The organism is Hymenobacter chitinivorans DSM 11115 (genome assembly GCF_002797555.1).
Taxonomy (GTDB): domain Bacteria; phylum Bacteroidota; class Bacteroidia; order Cytophagales; family Hymenobacteraceae; genus Hymenobacter; species Hymenobacter chitinivorans.
Window position 1 is genome coordinate 135762 of record NZ_PGFA01000005.1, and the last position, 15470, is coordinate 151231.

General features: G+C 62.5%; 9 protein-coding genes. 4 read left to right on the plus strand and 5 right to left on the minus strand.

Going from position 1 to position 15470, the window contains the following annotated elements:
* Nucleotides 1–7: 7 nt before the first annotated feature.
* The 4 genes from CLV45_RS23255 to CLV45_RS23270 all read left to right on the plus strand — a co-directional run bounded on the left by CLV45_RS23255 (nt 8) and on the right by CLV45_RS23270 (nt 8156).
* The gene (locus tag CLV45_RS23255) at nt 8–253 is read left to right on the plus strand and encodes a hypothetical protein (RefSeq protein WP_100338902.1); all 246 of its coding nucleotides are present in this window, start codon (nt 8–10) and stop codon (nt 251–253) included.
* Nucleotides 253–630, plus strand: coding sequence for a DUF983 domain-containing protein (locus tag CLV45_RS23260; protein WP_245882972.1), 378 nt, complete (start codon nt 253–255; stop codon nt 628–630). Before CLV45_RS23255 ends, CLV45_RS23260 begins: the two co-directional genes overlap by 1 nt.
* 113 nt (nt 631–743) lie before the next feature.
* Nucleotides 744–4475, plus strand: a complete 3732-nt coding sequence (locus CLV45_RS23265; protein WP_157807757.1) for a sensor histidine kinase — start codon at nt 744–746, stop codon at nt 4473–4475.
* 147 nt (nt 4476–4622) lie between these two features.
* Nucleotides 4623–8156, plus strand: coding sequence for a hypothetical protein (locus CLV45_RS23270; RefSeq protein ID WP_100338904.1), 3534 nt, complete (start codon nt 4623–4625; stop codon nt 8154–8156).
* A 121-nt stretch (nt 8157–8277) separates the two neighbouring features.
* Here the strand turns inward: CLV45_RS23270 and CLV45_RS23275 are convergent, their stop codons facing one another.
* The 5 genes from CLV45_RS23275 to CLV45_RS25415 form a co-directional block, all read right to left on the minus strand.
* Nucleotides 8278–10320, minus strand: a complete 2043-nt coding sequence (locus CLV45_RS23275; protein ID WP_170061923.1) for a beta-N-acetylhexosaminidase — start codon at nt 10318–10320, stop codon at nt 8278–8280.
* Nucleotides 10321–10641: 321 nt separating this feature from the next.
* A complete protein-coding gene (locus CLV45_RS23280) occupies nt 10642–12000 on the minus strand; it encodes a DUF58 domain-containing protein (RefSeq protein WP_100339058.1) in 1359 nt (452 codons plus the stop codon).
* A gap of 61 nt (nt 12001–12061) precedes the next feature.
* Entirely contained in the window at nt 12062–13099 is a 1038-nt protein-coding gene (locus CLV45_RS23285) for an AAA family ATPase (RefSeq protein WP_100338906.1), read from the minus strand.
* 152 nt (nt 13100–13251) lie between these two features.
* Nucleotides 13252–14661, minus strand: coding sequence for a DUF4350 domain-containing protein (locus CLV45_RS23290; RefSeq protein WP_100338907.1), 1410 nt, complete (start codon nt 14659–14661; stop codon nt 13252–13254).
* A 15-nt stretch (nt 14662–14676) separates the two neighbouring features.
* Nucleotides 14677–15411, minus strand: coding sequence for a DUF4129 domain-containing protein (locus tag CLV45_RS25415; protein WP_245882973.1), 735 nt, complete (start codon nt 15409–15411; stop codon nt 14677–14679).
* Nucleotides 15412–15470: the final 59 nt, after the last annotated feature.

Sequence of the window (15470 nt, forward strand, 5' to 3'; positions counted from 1 at the left end):
CAAAGAGATGAAAAAGATAGGAGCTGGATTATTCGCCCTGGTGCTGGCCGTGCTACTGAGCCTGGCCCCGTTGGCCTCGCAGGCGCAGTGCACCATGTGTAAAACGCAGGTGGAAGCCGCCCGCACTGAGAAAGATTCGTATGATACCTCGGGTCTAAATAAAGGTATTGTATACCTGATGACCGTGCCTTACCTACTCATTGGCACAATAGGGTACTTCTGGTACCGCAATACCCACAAGAAAAACAAGTAGTGGCCGAATCCTCCGCGGCAGTGGCGCTGCTGGCCCTGAGGTGCCCGCGCTGTCACCGGGGGCCACTGTTCAAGTACTCGGCCCTGCACCTGACTAGGTTCGACGACATGTACGAGGCTTGTCTGGAATGCGGGCAGCACTACGAGCCGGAAGTCGGCTTTTACTGGGGCGCCATGTACGTGAGTTATGGCTTTTCCGTCGGTATTGTCGTGGCAGTGGGTGTGCTACTGTATTACCTAGCGCACGACCCGCCCGTGTGGGTGTACGTGACGACGGTGGCCCTGACCATACTGCTGCTGACGCCGTTGCTGTTTCGCTACGCCCGGGCCGTGATGCTGTACTTTTTCGGCGGTATCCGGTATCGGCCCCAGTCCTGAGCAAGAGCTACGGGAAGTTCTAAGAATAGGAAATGCCGCCCTTTGGCGGCATTTTTGTTTGGGTTTCCACCCAGATTTTTACGTTTTGTAGCCTTTCACCTTTCGTTTCGCTGTTGAAGTCGTCCCGCTTTTCTCCCCTTATCGTGCTGCTGGTGGCGGCCCTCTGCTTTGTGGGGGCTTTCTTGAGCAACCACTACGGGACACGCGCTTCGGGCGTACTGCTGCACACCGACGTGGTACGCTTGCAAAACCTGGTGGAAGGTGCCGAGCAGGTGGCCCAGCGGGATGGGGCCGACGTAGCCCGGCGCCTGCAAAGCGGGGAACTCAACTTTGGCACCCTGGTGGGCCGCACTACCTACCCCTGCTTCGTTTTCCGCGGCGACAAGCTCCTGTATTGGTCGGACCACACCACCCGGCCCGAGCCTGAAAACGTGGGACAGTCCTTCCACGAGAAGCTGGTGGAAATGAAGTTCGGCTACTACCTGGCGTTTCGACAAACCGCCGGGCCCTACGTCGTGCTGACTTATATTCCGCTGGAAAAGCGCTACGGTATCAGCAACCGGTACCTACGGGAGGGCGCGGAAAAGGCCTTGTTCCGGGGGCTTAATGTGCGGATTATGGCCAATATGCCCGGCTCCCGCCTGCCGTGGCTCCGCTCCCAGGAAGGCAAGTACCTGTGCTCGGTCGAGAGCCTGCAAACCAACCCCATAACCGGAAAATACCTGCTGCTAGCTTTTCTGGGGTTCGGCTCGGGGCTGTATATCGTGGGCTGGCTGCTGCTGGCCCGCCGCCTGCTGGGCCAGGGCCGGGTACTGGCCGGGGCAGCCAGCATTGTGGTGCCACTAGCGGCTTACCGGGCCGTGCTGCTGTACTTGGGGTTGCCGTTTTCCATCGTCGAGCTGCCCCTGTTCGACCCGCGCCTGTACGCGGCGTCGTGGTTGTCGCCCTCGTTGGGCGACTTGCTGATTAACGCCCTGCTGCTGACGCTGACGGCGTATTACGTGCTGCTGCTGTTTCGGCGCTACGGCGTGGTGCGGCAGATGCGGCACGCCCAAAGCTTCATGGGCCGGGTTGTGAGCGGGGCGGCGGTGGTTATGGCGTTTTGGGGGCTGCTGCACATGCTGTTTCAGTTTTATGCCAACAGCTTCAACAACTCCCAGCTGGTGCTCGACATCACCCAGAATATTCAGCTGTCGAGCTTCAAGCTGCTGCTGTGTTTGGCTATTGTGCTGCACACGGGCGGCTATTTGGTTGGGTTTTATATTCTGTCCCAGCTCTTCATTGCCATTAGCCGACCCGCCACCCGACGGCTGGGCGCTTCCCTGCTGGCCTTTTCCACGCTGCTGTTTTTGCCGACCGGCATCGTGCTGGGCGAATCGACAGCTATCCTGCTGGGCCTGACGCTGCTGTTTTTCACGGTGGTGCGCATTACCGGGCTCAAGCAGATTGCCGCCATTGTGCCTTATCAGGTGTACCTGTTCATTTTCCTGATGCTGGGGATTAGCTCGGCGGTGGGCGCCCTGGCCCTCTACGAGCATTTCGACCGGCAGCTAGTGCTGACCAAGCAGAAAATTGCCGGCAACCTGCTGGTGGATAACGACCTGCAGGGCGAGTACCTGCTGGCCGAGCGCACCCGCGAAATGGCTGCCGACCCGCTGATCCGGACCATGCTAGCCAGTCCCTTTAGCAACCAGGACGTGGTGCGCCAGAAGATTGTGAAGTACTACCTGCGCGACTATTTCGACAAGTACGAGGTGCAGGTTACGCTCTTTGACCCGGCCGGCAAGCCCATTCAGGAGCCCAAATCCAAAGGGCAGCTGCCGGCCACGCGCCGCCAGCTGCTGCGCACCGCCATGGCCACCGACCAGCCCAACGTGTACCTGATTCGCAACCCCAGCTCGTTCAGCACCCGGCGCTACGTGGCCTTCGTGGCCGTGCCGAGTCCGCGCGGGGGCAACAGCACGGTACTGCTGGAGCTGTCATTGAAGAAGCTCACGGCCTACAGCGTAGTGCCCGAGCTGCTCGTGGACCAGAAGTTTTTTCAGCCCAGTCTGGGGCCCGAGCTCAGCTACGCGGGTTACGAAAATGGCCGCCTGGTCTACAACGAAGGCGACTTCGACTACGTCAACCAGCTCCCGGCCCAGCAGCTGCTCGACCCACGCTTGTACAGCACCGGGTTGTCGGTCAACGGCTTCCACCACCTGGCCGTGCGCGGCCCGCAGAACCGCACGGCCGTCGTGACGACGGCCACGTACTCGGTGGCCGACTGGCTGGCCAACTTTTCCTTCCTGTTTTTGCTGCACACCTTTTTCTGGCTGCTCTGCATTGGGGTCTATATGCTGGCCCGGGGGCGGTATTTTGAGGCGTTCCGCACCAATTTCAGCACCAAGATTCAGCTCTTCCTCAACTTCGGGATTCTGGTGCCGCTCATTGTGGTCAGCATTGCCACGGCCAGCCAGGTGACCAACTCCTACAAGCGTGACCTGCTGCGCACCTACGAGCGGCGGGGCCGCACAGTACAGGAAAATCTGCTCAAAAACCGCGGCGTGCTGGCCGATACCGCCAGCCGAACGGCCCTCGTGGACCTGGCCGAAAACGTGTCGAGCCTGACCGAAACCGACCTGAACCTCTACGATGCCCAGGGCGTGCTGCTGGTGAGCAGCCAGCCCCTGATTTTCGAGTCGGGCCTGCTGAGCCCGTTGATGAACCCCCAGGCTGCCGCCGCCCTGGCCGAGCAGGCCCAGCCCCGGGTGCTGCTCACCGAGCGGGCCGGCACCTTGTCGTTCAACTCGCTGTATTTGCCCCTGCGCACGGTACTGGGCCCCGAGCGGGCCAACGTGGTGGTGGGCTACGTGGGCATTCCGTTCTTCGACTCGGAAAAAGAGCTGGACAACAAGCTTATCGAGCTGATTTCGACCATTCTGAACATCTTCACCGTGATGTTCATCCTGTTTTTGGTCCTGACCTTCATTGCCTCGCGCATGCTGACGGCCCCGCTGAAGGTGCTCACCGAAAAGCTGAAGCACACGACGCTGACCGGGCAAAACGAAATGCTGGCCTACGAGTCGTCGGACGAAATCGGGCTGCTGGTGCGCGAGTACAACGCCATGCTGCTCAAGCTCGAGGAAAGCAAGCAGGAGCTGGCCACTCAGGAAAAAGAAGCCGCCTGGCGGGAAATGGCCCGGCAGGTGGCCCACGAAATCAAGAACCCGCTGACGCCGATGAAGCTCAGCCTGCAATTTCTGCAGAAGGCCATTGCCGAAAAGCGGCCCAACGCCGAAGAGCTCATCGGCAAGATTTCCCAGACCCTTATAACCCAGGTCGACGTGCTCAGCGACATTGCCACCTCGTTCAGCAACTTCACCAACCTGCCCGCCATGCGCCCCGAGCGCCTCGACGTGGCCTCGATTCTGCGCCGTTGTGTGGGCCTGCACCAGGGTGGGGCCCGGGGTGGCAGCATCGAGCTGGAACTCACGCCCGAAGCCGAGGACGGGCAGTACGTGGTGTTTGCCGACGAGAACCTGCTGGTGCGCACTTTCAACAACCTGCTGATTAATGCCCTGCAGGCCGTGCCCGAAGCCCGCAAGCCGCTGATAAAAGCCCAGCTCGAAGCCGTGGGCCCCGACCGGGTCCGGGTCTGCATCGAGGACAACGGGGCCGGAATACCGCTGGACGTGCGCGAAAAGGTGTTTGTGCCCAACTTCACGACCAAGGAGTCTGGTTCGGGCATCGGGCTGGCCGTGGCCCGGCGCGGTATCGAAAGCGCGGGCGGCAAAATCTGGTTTGAAACCGAGGAGGGCGTAGGCACCACCTTCTGCATCGAACTACCTCTGGCGCCGGCGTAAGCTGGTTGTTCGTTGTCAGTTGTTAGGGTTCTGTTTGCCAAGACCAACAACTGACAACGAACAACTAAAAACTAAATCCATGGCTTTTAGCGTTGTCCAGCCACCTGCCCGCTTGCCGAAGATGAACTCCCCCGTTGCCAGTACCGAATGATCAGCAGCAATACGCTTTATATCCTGCGCATTTGCCTGCTGCTTCTGTCGGGGCTGTTGCTCAGCCTGGGGGGCCAGGCCCAGCAGCAGCGGGACGTGCCTTCGTCCAGGCGCTGCCGCTGGGTGCGCCTGGCGCCGGGCCGCGACACGACCAGCTTCGCCCTGACCGATTCAGTGACCATCGTGCCGTCGTCGGTGAGCGTGGCGGGCCGCTCGGTGGCCTATGACGCCCGCACCGGCCGCTACCAGCTGGTGCGCCCCGTGCCGGCCGCCGCTCCCGATTCGGCGGGCGGCGGGAGCCTGGCTACCGACTCGGTGCTGGTGTGCTACCGGGTGCTGCCGTTTCAGCTCACGGCCCCGCGCTACCGCCGGCCCCGCGCCCTGATGGACAGCGTGGGCTTTGGCCGCCGACCTTTCGGCCTGCAGGATTTTGCCGTGAAGGAGCAGATCCTGAGCACGCCGGGCATCAACAAAACCGGCAACCTCTCGCGCGGCATTTCCTTTGGCAACACCCAGAACGTGTTTGTCAACTCCTCGCTCAACCTGCAGCTCGACGGCAAGCTCACCGACGACATCACGCTCACGGCGGCTATTAGTGACCAGAACGTGCCGTTTCAGCCCGAGGGTAACACCCAGCAGCTCCAGGAATTCGACCGGATTTACATCACCCTGACCCACCCGCGCTGGAACCTGACGGCCGGCGACGTGGTGCTGCGCAACAAGCCCGACTACTTTCTGCGCTTCTACAAAAACGTGCAGGGCGCCGCCATCGAAACCAACCTGGGTACCAAAGTCGGGCGCCGCAGCAACACCACCGTGGCGGCGGGCGTGGCCAAGGGCAAGTTTGCTTCCATCGACATTGCGCCCATCGAAAACGTGCAGGGACCCTACCGTCTGCGCGGGCCCAACGGCGAGCAGTTTATTATCGTGCTGGCCAATTCCGAGCGGGTCTACCTCGACGGCCGCCTGCTGACCCGGGGCTTCGATTTCGACTACGTCATCGACTACAACCAGGCCGAGGTGACGTTTTCGCCCCAGCACCTGATTACCCGCAACTCCCGCATCAAGGTTGACTTTGAGTATTCCGACTTCAACTATTCCCGCTCGCTCTACCACCTGAGTCACTACCAGGAGCTGGGCAAGCTCAGCGTGCACGCCAACTACTACCGCGAAGCCGACAACCCCGACAACTCGCCCAACCTGACCCTGGACGACAGCACCCGGGCCCTGCTGCGCCGCGTAACCGAAAACGTGAGCCAGGTAAGCGCGCCCGGGGCCACGGCCGAAACCTACGACCGGCGCAAGCTGCAGTATAACCAGGCCGAAGTGCTGGACCCCGTAACCCAGCAGCTGGTCCGGGTCTTCACCTACCCGCCCGACTCCACGCGGCAGGTGTACACCGTGCGCTTTACCGATAAGGGCACGGGCGGCGGCAGCTACAACCTGAGCACGCGCTACACCAACGCCAACGGCCGGGTATTCGAGTACGTGGGGCAGGGGCGGGGCCGCTACCTCGACGAGCGGCTGCTGCCCACGCCCCTGGAAAAGCAGATGATTTCGGTGGGCGCCAACTACCGCCTCGACTCTACCACCACGGTCTTCGTGGACGTGGCTTCCACCGACCTCGACCTCAACCGGTTTTCGGCCCAGGCCGATAAGGGCCAGGCCCTGCACGTGGGCTACACCGTGCTGGACCGCGCCCTGGCCCTGCCGATTCTGAAGGCGTACAAGTTTCGCAGCGCCCTGGACTACGAGTACACCAGCCACCGTTTCGCGCCCATCGACCGGTACCGCGACATCGAGTTTGACCGCAACTGGAGCACGACCAGCACTGTGCAGGGCAATGCTACCCGGCGCGTGGCCCGGGAGGATAATGTGCTCAACTTCTCGGTGGGCGCCGTGAAGGACGCCAACAACCTGATCAACTACCGCGTGACGCGGCGCTACCGGGCCGGGGAAGTCAACGGGCTGCAGAACTGGCTGGACGTGGCCCAGAAGCTCGGCGACGTAGAGCTGCGCGCCGGCCTGTTTTTGCTCAGCACCGAGGCCGGCCGGTTCCGCTCTACCTGGGCCCGGGGCGAGGCCGCGGCCCGCTACGCCCGCGGCCCACTGGTGCCCGGCTACGCCTACCGCTTCGACAAAAACCGGGTGGCCCTGCCCAGCGGCGACTCGCTGAGCTCGGCCAACTACTTCGACGAGCACAACGTGTTTGTGCAAAGCCGGGACAGCGCCAAAACCCGTTTCCGCCTCGACTACACCTACCGCCGCGACCAGACGCCCCTGCTCAACGAGCTGCGCACCCGCGGGCAGGCCCAGACCTGGCAGGGCCTGCTGGCCGCCCGCCTGGGCAAAAACCAGGACCTGAACCTGCTGGCCACTTACCGCGCCCTGAGTGCCCGCGACTCGGCCCGCCAGAGCACCGTGCTGGGCAAGCTCGACTGGAACGCCACGTTTCTGCAGAACGTGCTGCGCTCGGAGCTGAGCTACAGCGTAGCCACGGGCCGGGAGCTGCGCCGCGACTTTTCCTTTATTGCCGTGGTGGCCGGGCAGGGCACGCACTATTACCAGGACACCAACGGCGACGGAATTCAGCAGAAAGACGAGTTCTTTGAGGCCCAAACGCCCGAGGCCCAGTACCGCACCTATATCAAGGTGTTTTTGCCGACCAACGACTACATCATTGCCTTTACCAACCGTTTCGGCTACCGGCTCACGCTAAACGCACCCCGGCAGTGGCGGGAGCAGCCCGGCTGGCGCAGTCTGCTGGCCCGCTTTTCCACCATCAGCAGCGTCACCCTCGACCGGCGCACCATCGACAAGGATCTGGGCTCCCGCCTCAACCCGTTTGCCTTCCAAACCGAGGATACGTTGCTGCTGTCGTTGAATAAGCTGCTGCGCAACACGCTCTACTTCAACCGGTCCAACCCCATCTTCGGGGCCGAATTCACGGTGCAGCAAACCCAGCAGAAAGTGCTGCTCACCCAGGGGTTCGACGTGCGCAACCTGGCCAGCCAGTCGGTGCTGCTGCGGCGCACCCTGGCCCAGAGCTTCACCGGCCGGCTCAACACGGCCCGCAGCATCCGGGAAAGTATTTCGGACTATTCGCCGACCCGCAACTTCCGGATTCTGATTTACGAGGTGACGCCCGAAATCAGCTACCAGCCCAACAGCACCCTGCGCTTCACCGGCACCTACCAGCGCCTCGACAAGCGCAACACCGCCGGCCCCGACCAGGACATCCGCGGCGTGTTCGACGAACTGGGGCTGGAAACGCGCATTAGCCAGGTGAGCAAGCGCACCGTGAGCGGCACGGCGCGCTACGTGCGCGTGGGCTTCGACGCCGACCAAACCTCACTCGTGGCCCTGGAAATCCTGAATGCCCTGCGGCCCGGCAGCAACTTTACCTGGAACCTGAACCTGGAGCAGCGCCTCAGCAACGGCCTCAACATCACCGTAGCCTACGACGGCCGCAAGCCCAACGGCCTGGCCCCGATTCATACCGGCCGCATGCAGGTGTCGGTGCTGTTTTAAAGCTGGCTGCTACACCAACGCCTAATGGCAGAACCAAGTATTTTCCCACATTGCAAGCAAAAAGCCGCAGCGCGCTGACCAGTAGTAGTCAGTGCGCCGCGGCTATGGGGCTGAGCTCGGCTTACAAGGTCAAGAGCTTGCGCAGGTGGCTTACCACGGCCAGCTCGGCCTGACCCGCCGGGGCTTTGGCCGCGTCCAGCTGCTTGAGGGCCGTGGCCTGCCAGGCCGCCGACGGTTTCTGCCCTTTCTCCAGCATCTGCAGGCGCTCCAGGCCCAAGGTCGAGAGCAGGCGCAGCTGAGTGGAGAGCGGGGCGTATTCCCACAGGCTGGAGCCCTTCAGCAGCAGGGGCTGTAGCTTCTGGTCGTTGCTTTCCCAGGTGCGCAGTTGGGCGTTCAGGAAGGCCAGCAACGCTTTGGAGCTAGCTCCTTTAAACCGCTCGGCCGCCGGGGCCAGCTCCAAATACTGGCTCAGTCCCTCCACGGCCACGCCAAATTGCCGGGCTGCTTCCGACTCGGCCGGGGCCGCATCGACCAGGCGGGTGAGCGGGGTGGAAGGCGTGTAGGTAAAGCCTTGAAAATGACGTTTATACTCTTTCACGGGTTCCAGCACGCCAGCCAGAGTCCGTAGTGGGGCCACGTCGCGGCCCCCGGCCAATTGCGCTAATAGCTGCTCGGGCGCCTTGCGGTGGCGCAGCCCCAGGGTTTCAAGCTCGGCCGATACCACGCCCAGGCGGCGGTACATATCGGGCACGTCGCGCACGTCGCTGGCCGACCACAGTCGCTCGGCCACTGCCGCCGCCCGGGGCCAGATGCGGCTTTCGATGATGACGCTGTCGGCAAATTCGGACCACATAGTGGCCTCGCCGCCCAGAATGAGGCTTTTCTGGCTGGCCGTGAGTGGGGCATCGGCCGGCACCGGGTCGTTGAGGTAGGAGCTGGCGGCCGACAGGTTCAAGTCCAGGTAGTAGCCGTTGGAGAGCAGCGCGGCGTGGCCCTGCTTGGCGGCATCATAGAGCCCCTTGCGGCCCCGCCAGCTCTGAATGACGGCGTCTTCGGGCAGGCCCGGACCCAAAATTTCGTCCCAGCCCACCATTCTCTTCTGGTATTTGGTCACAAACTGCAGAATGCGCCGGTTGAAGTGCGTCTGCAGGGCGTGCTTGTCAAGCTGGCCGTTGGTTTTGAGAAAGCCGTTTTCCTTGGCCCAGGCCATCACGCGCGGACTGCGTCGCCACTGCCGCCCGTCGTTTTCGTCGCCGCCGATGTGGAAGTAGGGGTCGGGAAAGAGCGCCGTCATTTCGCCCAGCATCTTGTCGATCAGCTGGTAGGTGGTTTCCTTGGTGGGGTCCAGGGCAATGTTGAGCGTGCGCCAGGTTTGGGCCGGGCCGTAGGTTGAGTCGATGGAGGCCAGCTCCGGATACGCGGCCATCCAGCTGGTAGTGTGGCCGGGCATGTCGAACTCGGGAATCACCCGAATGCCGCGCTGGGCGGCGTAGCGCACCACCTCGCGCACCTGAGCCTGGGTATAAAACTGCCCCCCAACTTGGTGCAGGCGGGGCAGGACCTTGCTTTCGACCCGAAAAGCCTGGTCGTCGGAAAGGTGCCAGTGCAGCACGTTGAGCTTCACGGCGGCCATGCCGTCGAGGTTGCGCTTGAGCACGGGCAGGGGCATAAAGTGCCGGGCCGCGTCAATGAGCAGGCCGCGCCACGGAAAGCGGGGCGAGTCGGCAATGTCGACCTCGGGAAAATGATAGTCCTTTTTCTCCGTGTTCAGCAGCTGGCGCAGCGTGGCCAGGCCGTGCAGAATACCCCGGTGCGTGTTGGCCGACAAAGAAATGCCCATTGGCGTCACGCGCAGGCTGTACATTTCCTCGTCGCCGAGGGTAGCGAGTTGGCCCAGGCGGCCGTAGGCAATGGTCAGGTCGGCTGGGGCGCCAGCGGCCACAAACTGGGTTGTCAGGCGTTTGTCGCTGGTTTGCTGGCTTAGCCAGGTGCCAAACTCCGTGAGAACGGGGCGCAGCGCCGAATCGGCCTGGGGCCCCTGTAGCCGCACCCGCCAGTGGCCTTTCAGCGTCAGGCGACTTTGGCCCCACTGCACCGTAGTCGGCACCGGCAGTAGCCCCCGGGTATCGGCTAGGGCAGGGTTCTGGGCGACCAACGGATACATTCCCAGGCCGCAGAGTAAAACCGTGACTACAAATCGGGACAACAAGGAGCGAGTCAGCATAAACAGGGAAAACGACGGACGCTAAAGGTACGCAACGACCGGGCCTAAGTGCACCAAACCGGGCTTAGGCGCTACCAGAGGCATTTTTTCGACTGCTGAACAATCATCCTTACTCCAGCGGCTCCTTACCGCTCCGCCCGACTACCGGGGTTTCTGAGCCCGGTGTTACGTGTGCTGTGGCCGACGGCAAGGCAGCCAGTTAGTCGGCTGGGTTCAGTCACACCACTGCCTTTCGGCGAGAAACAGCCCGGCCTCCATTGGTTAAATCAGGCCCCGGGACTTAAATTCCAGGTAGCGGTTGATAGTATTGGCGGTGAGTTGCTGGGGTGGGGTGAGCAGACTATAAATGCCGTAGCGCTGCAGCTCGCGCACAATCTGGCGCTTTTCCTGGGCAAATTTTTCGGCAATGGTCTGGTTGTAGACGTCGGCGGTGCTGGTGGCGGGCTGGTCGAGGTAGTATTGGAGCTCAGTGTTTTCAAAGAACACGACCAGCAGCAGGTGGTCTTTGGCCAGGCCGCGCAAGTAGGGCAGCTGGCGTTGGAGGCCGTTGAGGGTTTCGAAGTTAGTAAACAAAATGAGCAGGCTGCGCTGCCGGATTTTGGCCTTGATGTTGGAATACAGCAGCTGGTAGTCGGTTTCCAGGTAGCGGGTGCGCTGCTTATAGAGCACTTCCAGAATCTTCTGCATGTGGCCCGCCCGCCGCTCGGCCGGCACCACCGTGCTCAGCCGGTCGGCGAAGGTGAGCAGGCCGGCCTTGTCGTGCTTGAGCAGCGCAATGTTGCTCACGACCAGCGTGGCGTTGATGGCGTAATCGAGCAAACTTAAACCCTCAAACGGCATGCGCATCACCCGGCCCTTGTCGATAAGGCAGTACACCTGCTGGGCCCGCTCGTCCTGGTAGTGGTTCACGACCAGCGTATCGGTGCCGGTGCCGGCGCGGCGGGCCGTCGCTTTCCAGTTGATGGTGCGCGGGTCGTCGCCGGCCACGTAGGGCCGGATCTGCTCAAACTCCATGCTGTGGCCCACCCGGCGGATGCGCTTTACCCCGATTTCGGTGAGTCGGTTGCTGATGGCCAGCAGCTCGTACTGCCGCATCTGCAAAAACGACGGGTACACCGGCACCACTTGGTCTTGGCCGTAGCGGAAGCGCCGCTGTACCAGTCCCAGCGGCGACTTAACAAACACATTCAGGGCCCCAAACTGGTACTCGCCGCGGCGCACGGGCCGCAGCTGATACTGAATAATGCTGGTCTGGCCGGCCGGCACCGCGGCCCGAAACAGCACGTCGCGGCGCTGAAACTGGACCGGAATTTCGTCGATGGTTTCCGTCGTGACCGGGAAGCGGTAGGTGTTTTCGAGGTAGATGGCCACGTCGTTGTCGCTGCCATTGGCCAGCTTATCGCCCAGCACCCGCCGCCCGAAAACCCCGCCGGCCCCGGTGCGGGCCGGGGCAAAGAGCAGCAGCCAGTCGACCAGCGTGAGCACCACCAGCAGGCCCAGCAGCAGCTGCATGGGCACCAGCAGGGCCGGCCAGAAAAAGGCTACTACCAGCCCGAAGACCACGGCCATCAGCAGCAGGAAAAAGCGCAGGGTCAGAAACAGGGATTTCACGAAATACAGACGAAAACGGGCGCCGAAGCGCAAAAAGGGTTACTCCGGGTTGACAGAACCAGTAGCCGGGCTAGCGTGGCACTTCAATCTGCTGGACAATCTGCTTGACCACGTCGTCGGCCGCTTGGCCTTCCATTTCGCGCTCGGGCGTGAGCAAGATGCGGTGGCGCAGCACGTGGGGCGCCAGGTACTGCACGTCTTCCGGCGTCACGAAGTCGCGGCCGCGCAGGGCGGCCAGGGCTTTGGCACCGTTGAGCAGGGCCAGGGAAGCCCGCGGCGAAGCTCCCAGGTACAGACTTTTGTGGGCCCGGGTCTGGCCCACGAGGCGGGCAATGTATTCCAGCAGCTGGGGCTCCACGTGCTGGCGCTGTACCTGCTGGCGCAGCTCCCGCAGGTCGGCGGCCGTCAGTACGGCCTGTACTTGCTCCAGGGCGGTGCTGCCCAGGCCGGCGTGGTGGCCCTGCAGAATAGCCACTTCCTCCTCCTGGGTGGGGTAGCCCACGTGGAGCTTAAATAGAAACCGGTCGAGCTGGGCCTCGGGCAGGCGGTAAGTGCCTTCCTGCTCAATTGGGTTTTGGGTGGCCAGCACCACAAACGGGTCGGCCATGGGGTAACGGGTGCCGTCCTGCGTTATTTGCCGCTCTTCCATCACCTCAAACAGGGCTGATTGGGTTTTGGCCGGGGCCCGGTTGATTTCATCAATCAGCACGATGCTGGCGAAGATGGGGCCGGGTCGAAACTCAAATTCCGAGGTGTTGGGCCGGAACACGGCCGTGCCCAGCACATCGGAGGGCATCAGGTCGGGGGTGAACTGCAGGCGGCTGAATGGCACGGCCAGGGTGCGGGCCAGCAATTTGGCCGTGAGGGTTTTGGCCACGCCGGGCACGCCTTCCAGCAGCACGTGGCCATCGGCCAGCACGGCCGTCAGCAGCAGTTCGGCCAAATCGTGCTGGCCCACAATGACCTTGCTCAGCTCCCCGCGGATGGCCTCGGCGTGCCGGCTCAGGCCGCTTAAATTGGTGCGAGGTACGAAGGCGGCAGTTTCCGGCGCAGTAGCCGGCTCAATTGGCTCAACGGAATTGGATTCGGGTTCAAACGTATTTTCCATGCGAAGATTAAGCGGAGCGTGAGAGTAAATTAGGGTGAGAATTATTTAATTAGCCACGAGCTATGCTTAAGTAAAATAGGAGTTTAACGCAAATGAAGCTCATGCCGGAATAGTGGAAAAGTGGTAAAGTTCTATTTTGTAGCATAGTACAATTATTTGCTGACGGCTTGGCGAAATTCGTGTAGCGTGCGGCTGAGCAGCAGCAATTCGGTGTCCGATACCTCGGGCGCCGTCCGGATTAGATTGATGCGGCGCACGAGTTGCTCTACCGCGGCCACGGGCACGCCCGACTTCTGCGCTACCCGCTCCCGGGCTTCGGCGTCGTTGAAGTCGAGGCCGGGCTCGTTGAGGCGCTGGCGCAGAAACTCCAGGAACAGCCCGATTTTTTTCTCGGCAATCAGGGTGTGGTTGCTGCCCTGGCGGTAGAGGCCGGCCACGGTGCGGGTGAATTGCAGGGTCGTGTTGGGCAGGGGCTTCAGAATTGGGATGATGCGCTGCCGTCGCCGGGCCTCGAACAGCACGAACAGCAGGGCCCCAAACAAGCCCAGGTACAGGGCCCGGCGCAGGGCGTCGTGGGCCAGCAGCACCCGCAGCAAGGACTGCTCGCCCAGCCGGCCCTGCTTCTGGTACTCATCCCACCACACGGGGCGGCCGGCGGGCAGGTAGGAGAGGGCCGCAAAAGCCAGGTTGCTGGTGGGCGGCTGCAGCACGAAGTAGTTGGTAAATGCCAGCGGCACGGAGCAGATGTAGACGTGGCCCCGGCCGTGCGGAATCCGGACCAGCACGGGCCGGCCCTGGGCGTCGGCGGCCAGCTGGGTGGCTTGCAGGGCGCTGTCGGGCACGATGCGGTAGGAGGCGCCCAGAATGGGGAAACGGAAAGACCGGCCCGCCGGGCGAGCCAGCCGCGGATTGCTCAGAAAAATCTCAACTGAGTCGTTGAGCAGAGCTTGGGAGTTGTTGCGGCGCAGGCGGGGCTGGCCTAGAAAGGCCTGGGTTCGGAATCCGAGCGTATCGGCAAACCGGGAGTTGAACTGCTCGGCGGCAATAAACACGTCGTTACCGCGGGCCACGTGCCGCAGCAGCGCGCGGGTGTCGGCCGAACTCAGGTCGAAGCCGTCGTTGACGAACAGGTAAGTCGCCTTGGGGTAATCCGATTCGGCCAGGCCCTGGGCATAGTCACTTTCCTCGGTGGTGTCGGCTGCCGGCGTTACTGCGCGCCCCGGTTCCGCCAGCGAATCGGTGGGCGCCGCGGTGCTGTCGGGGGTAGCTTCCGCCTGCTCATCCTGCTCCAGATACACTTCCTCAGTAGTTGAAGTCGGATCTACTTCGTCCTCCCCTTCGAGCTGGCTATACACGGGCAGCCGGATGGGCTTCACTTCCCGGGCCGCTACGCCCATCACCTCGGGTAGCACCTGATAGAGCACGTAGGTACCGTAGGGAATCTTATCCTTGTTCTGGTAAGTAGGCCGCCAATCCAGAGCTTTGGGTCGGTTGTACTCCACGGATACGTAGGCGCCAAAGAGGAGCAGCAGGCCCAGTATATACCAGCGGAAAGTCGTCATATAAAGATAGAAAAGCTAGGCGGCGTGGGGCACGGTGGAGAGCTGGCGTTGGAAGGCCACGCGGGCTTCCCGGGCCAGCTTGTAGTGAGCCGGGGGCAAATCCTGCTGCTCCCCGTACCAAACGTACTCAAACTGTTGGGTCAGCTCCCGGAAAGCGGGCCGCAGTTGACTCGCCGTCAGCTCGCGCAGGTAGTCGTGGTTGGTCTTGTCGGGCTGCCACTGAATCAGGCCCTGGTCGGTGAGTTGCTTGAGCACGTAGAGGTAACCCAGGCGCACGGCCAGGCGGTAGTTGCCGGCCGCCTCGGCTTCGGTCAGCAGCGCGTCGAAATCCAGCCCGTGAATGTCTTCCGTGGCCGTATCGTAGGGCAGGGGCATGGTGCGCGGGGCCCGGCCGAAAGCGCGGGTCAGGTCGACCTGCATAAGCTTGAGCACCACAAACACCAGGGCTATTACCAGCAGGGCGTAGATGCCGTATTCCCACACTACTTTGCCGCTGGGCGTCGAGAGTACCCCGTCGAGCCAGTGTAGCACCCGGCGCCAGAACAGGCTCCAGGCGCTTTGCTCGCTTTTCACTTCCACGTACTGAAACTCGCGCTGGCCCCGCAACTCCCGCAGGTGGCCCGGGGCCGGCTGGCGCAGGCGCACGGCGGAGCTTTGGTCGGCGGGCAGAAGCTGGGCGCGGCTAGCGGGCCGGGCCGCCGGCGTAGACTGCGCCCAACCGGCTGGAGCGGCCAGCAGTAGCAGAAGCAAGCCACTTGTCCAGAACAAACGCAGGTGATAACGCAAAGGCACTAGCAAGGAAAAAACGA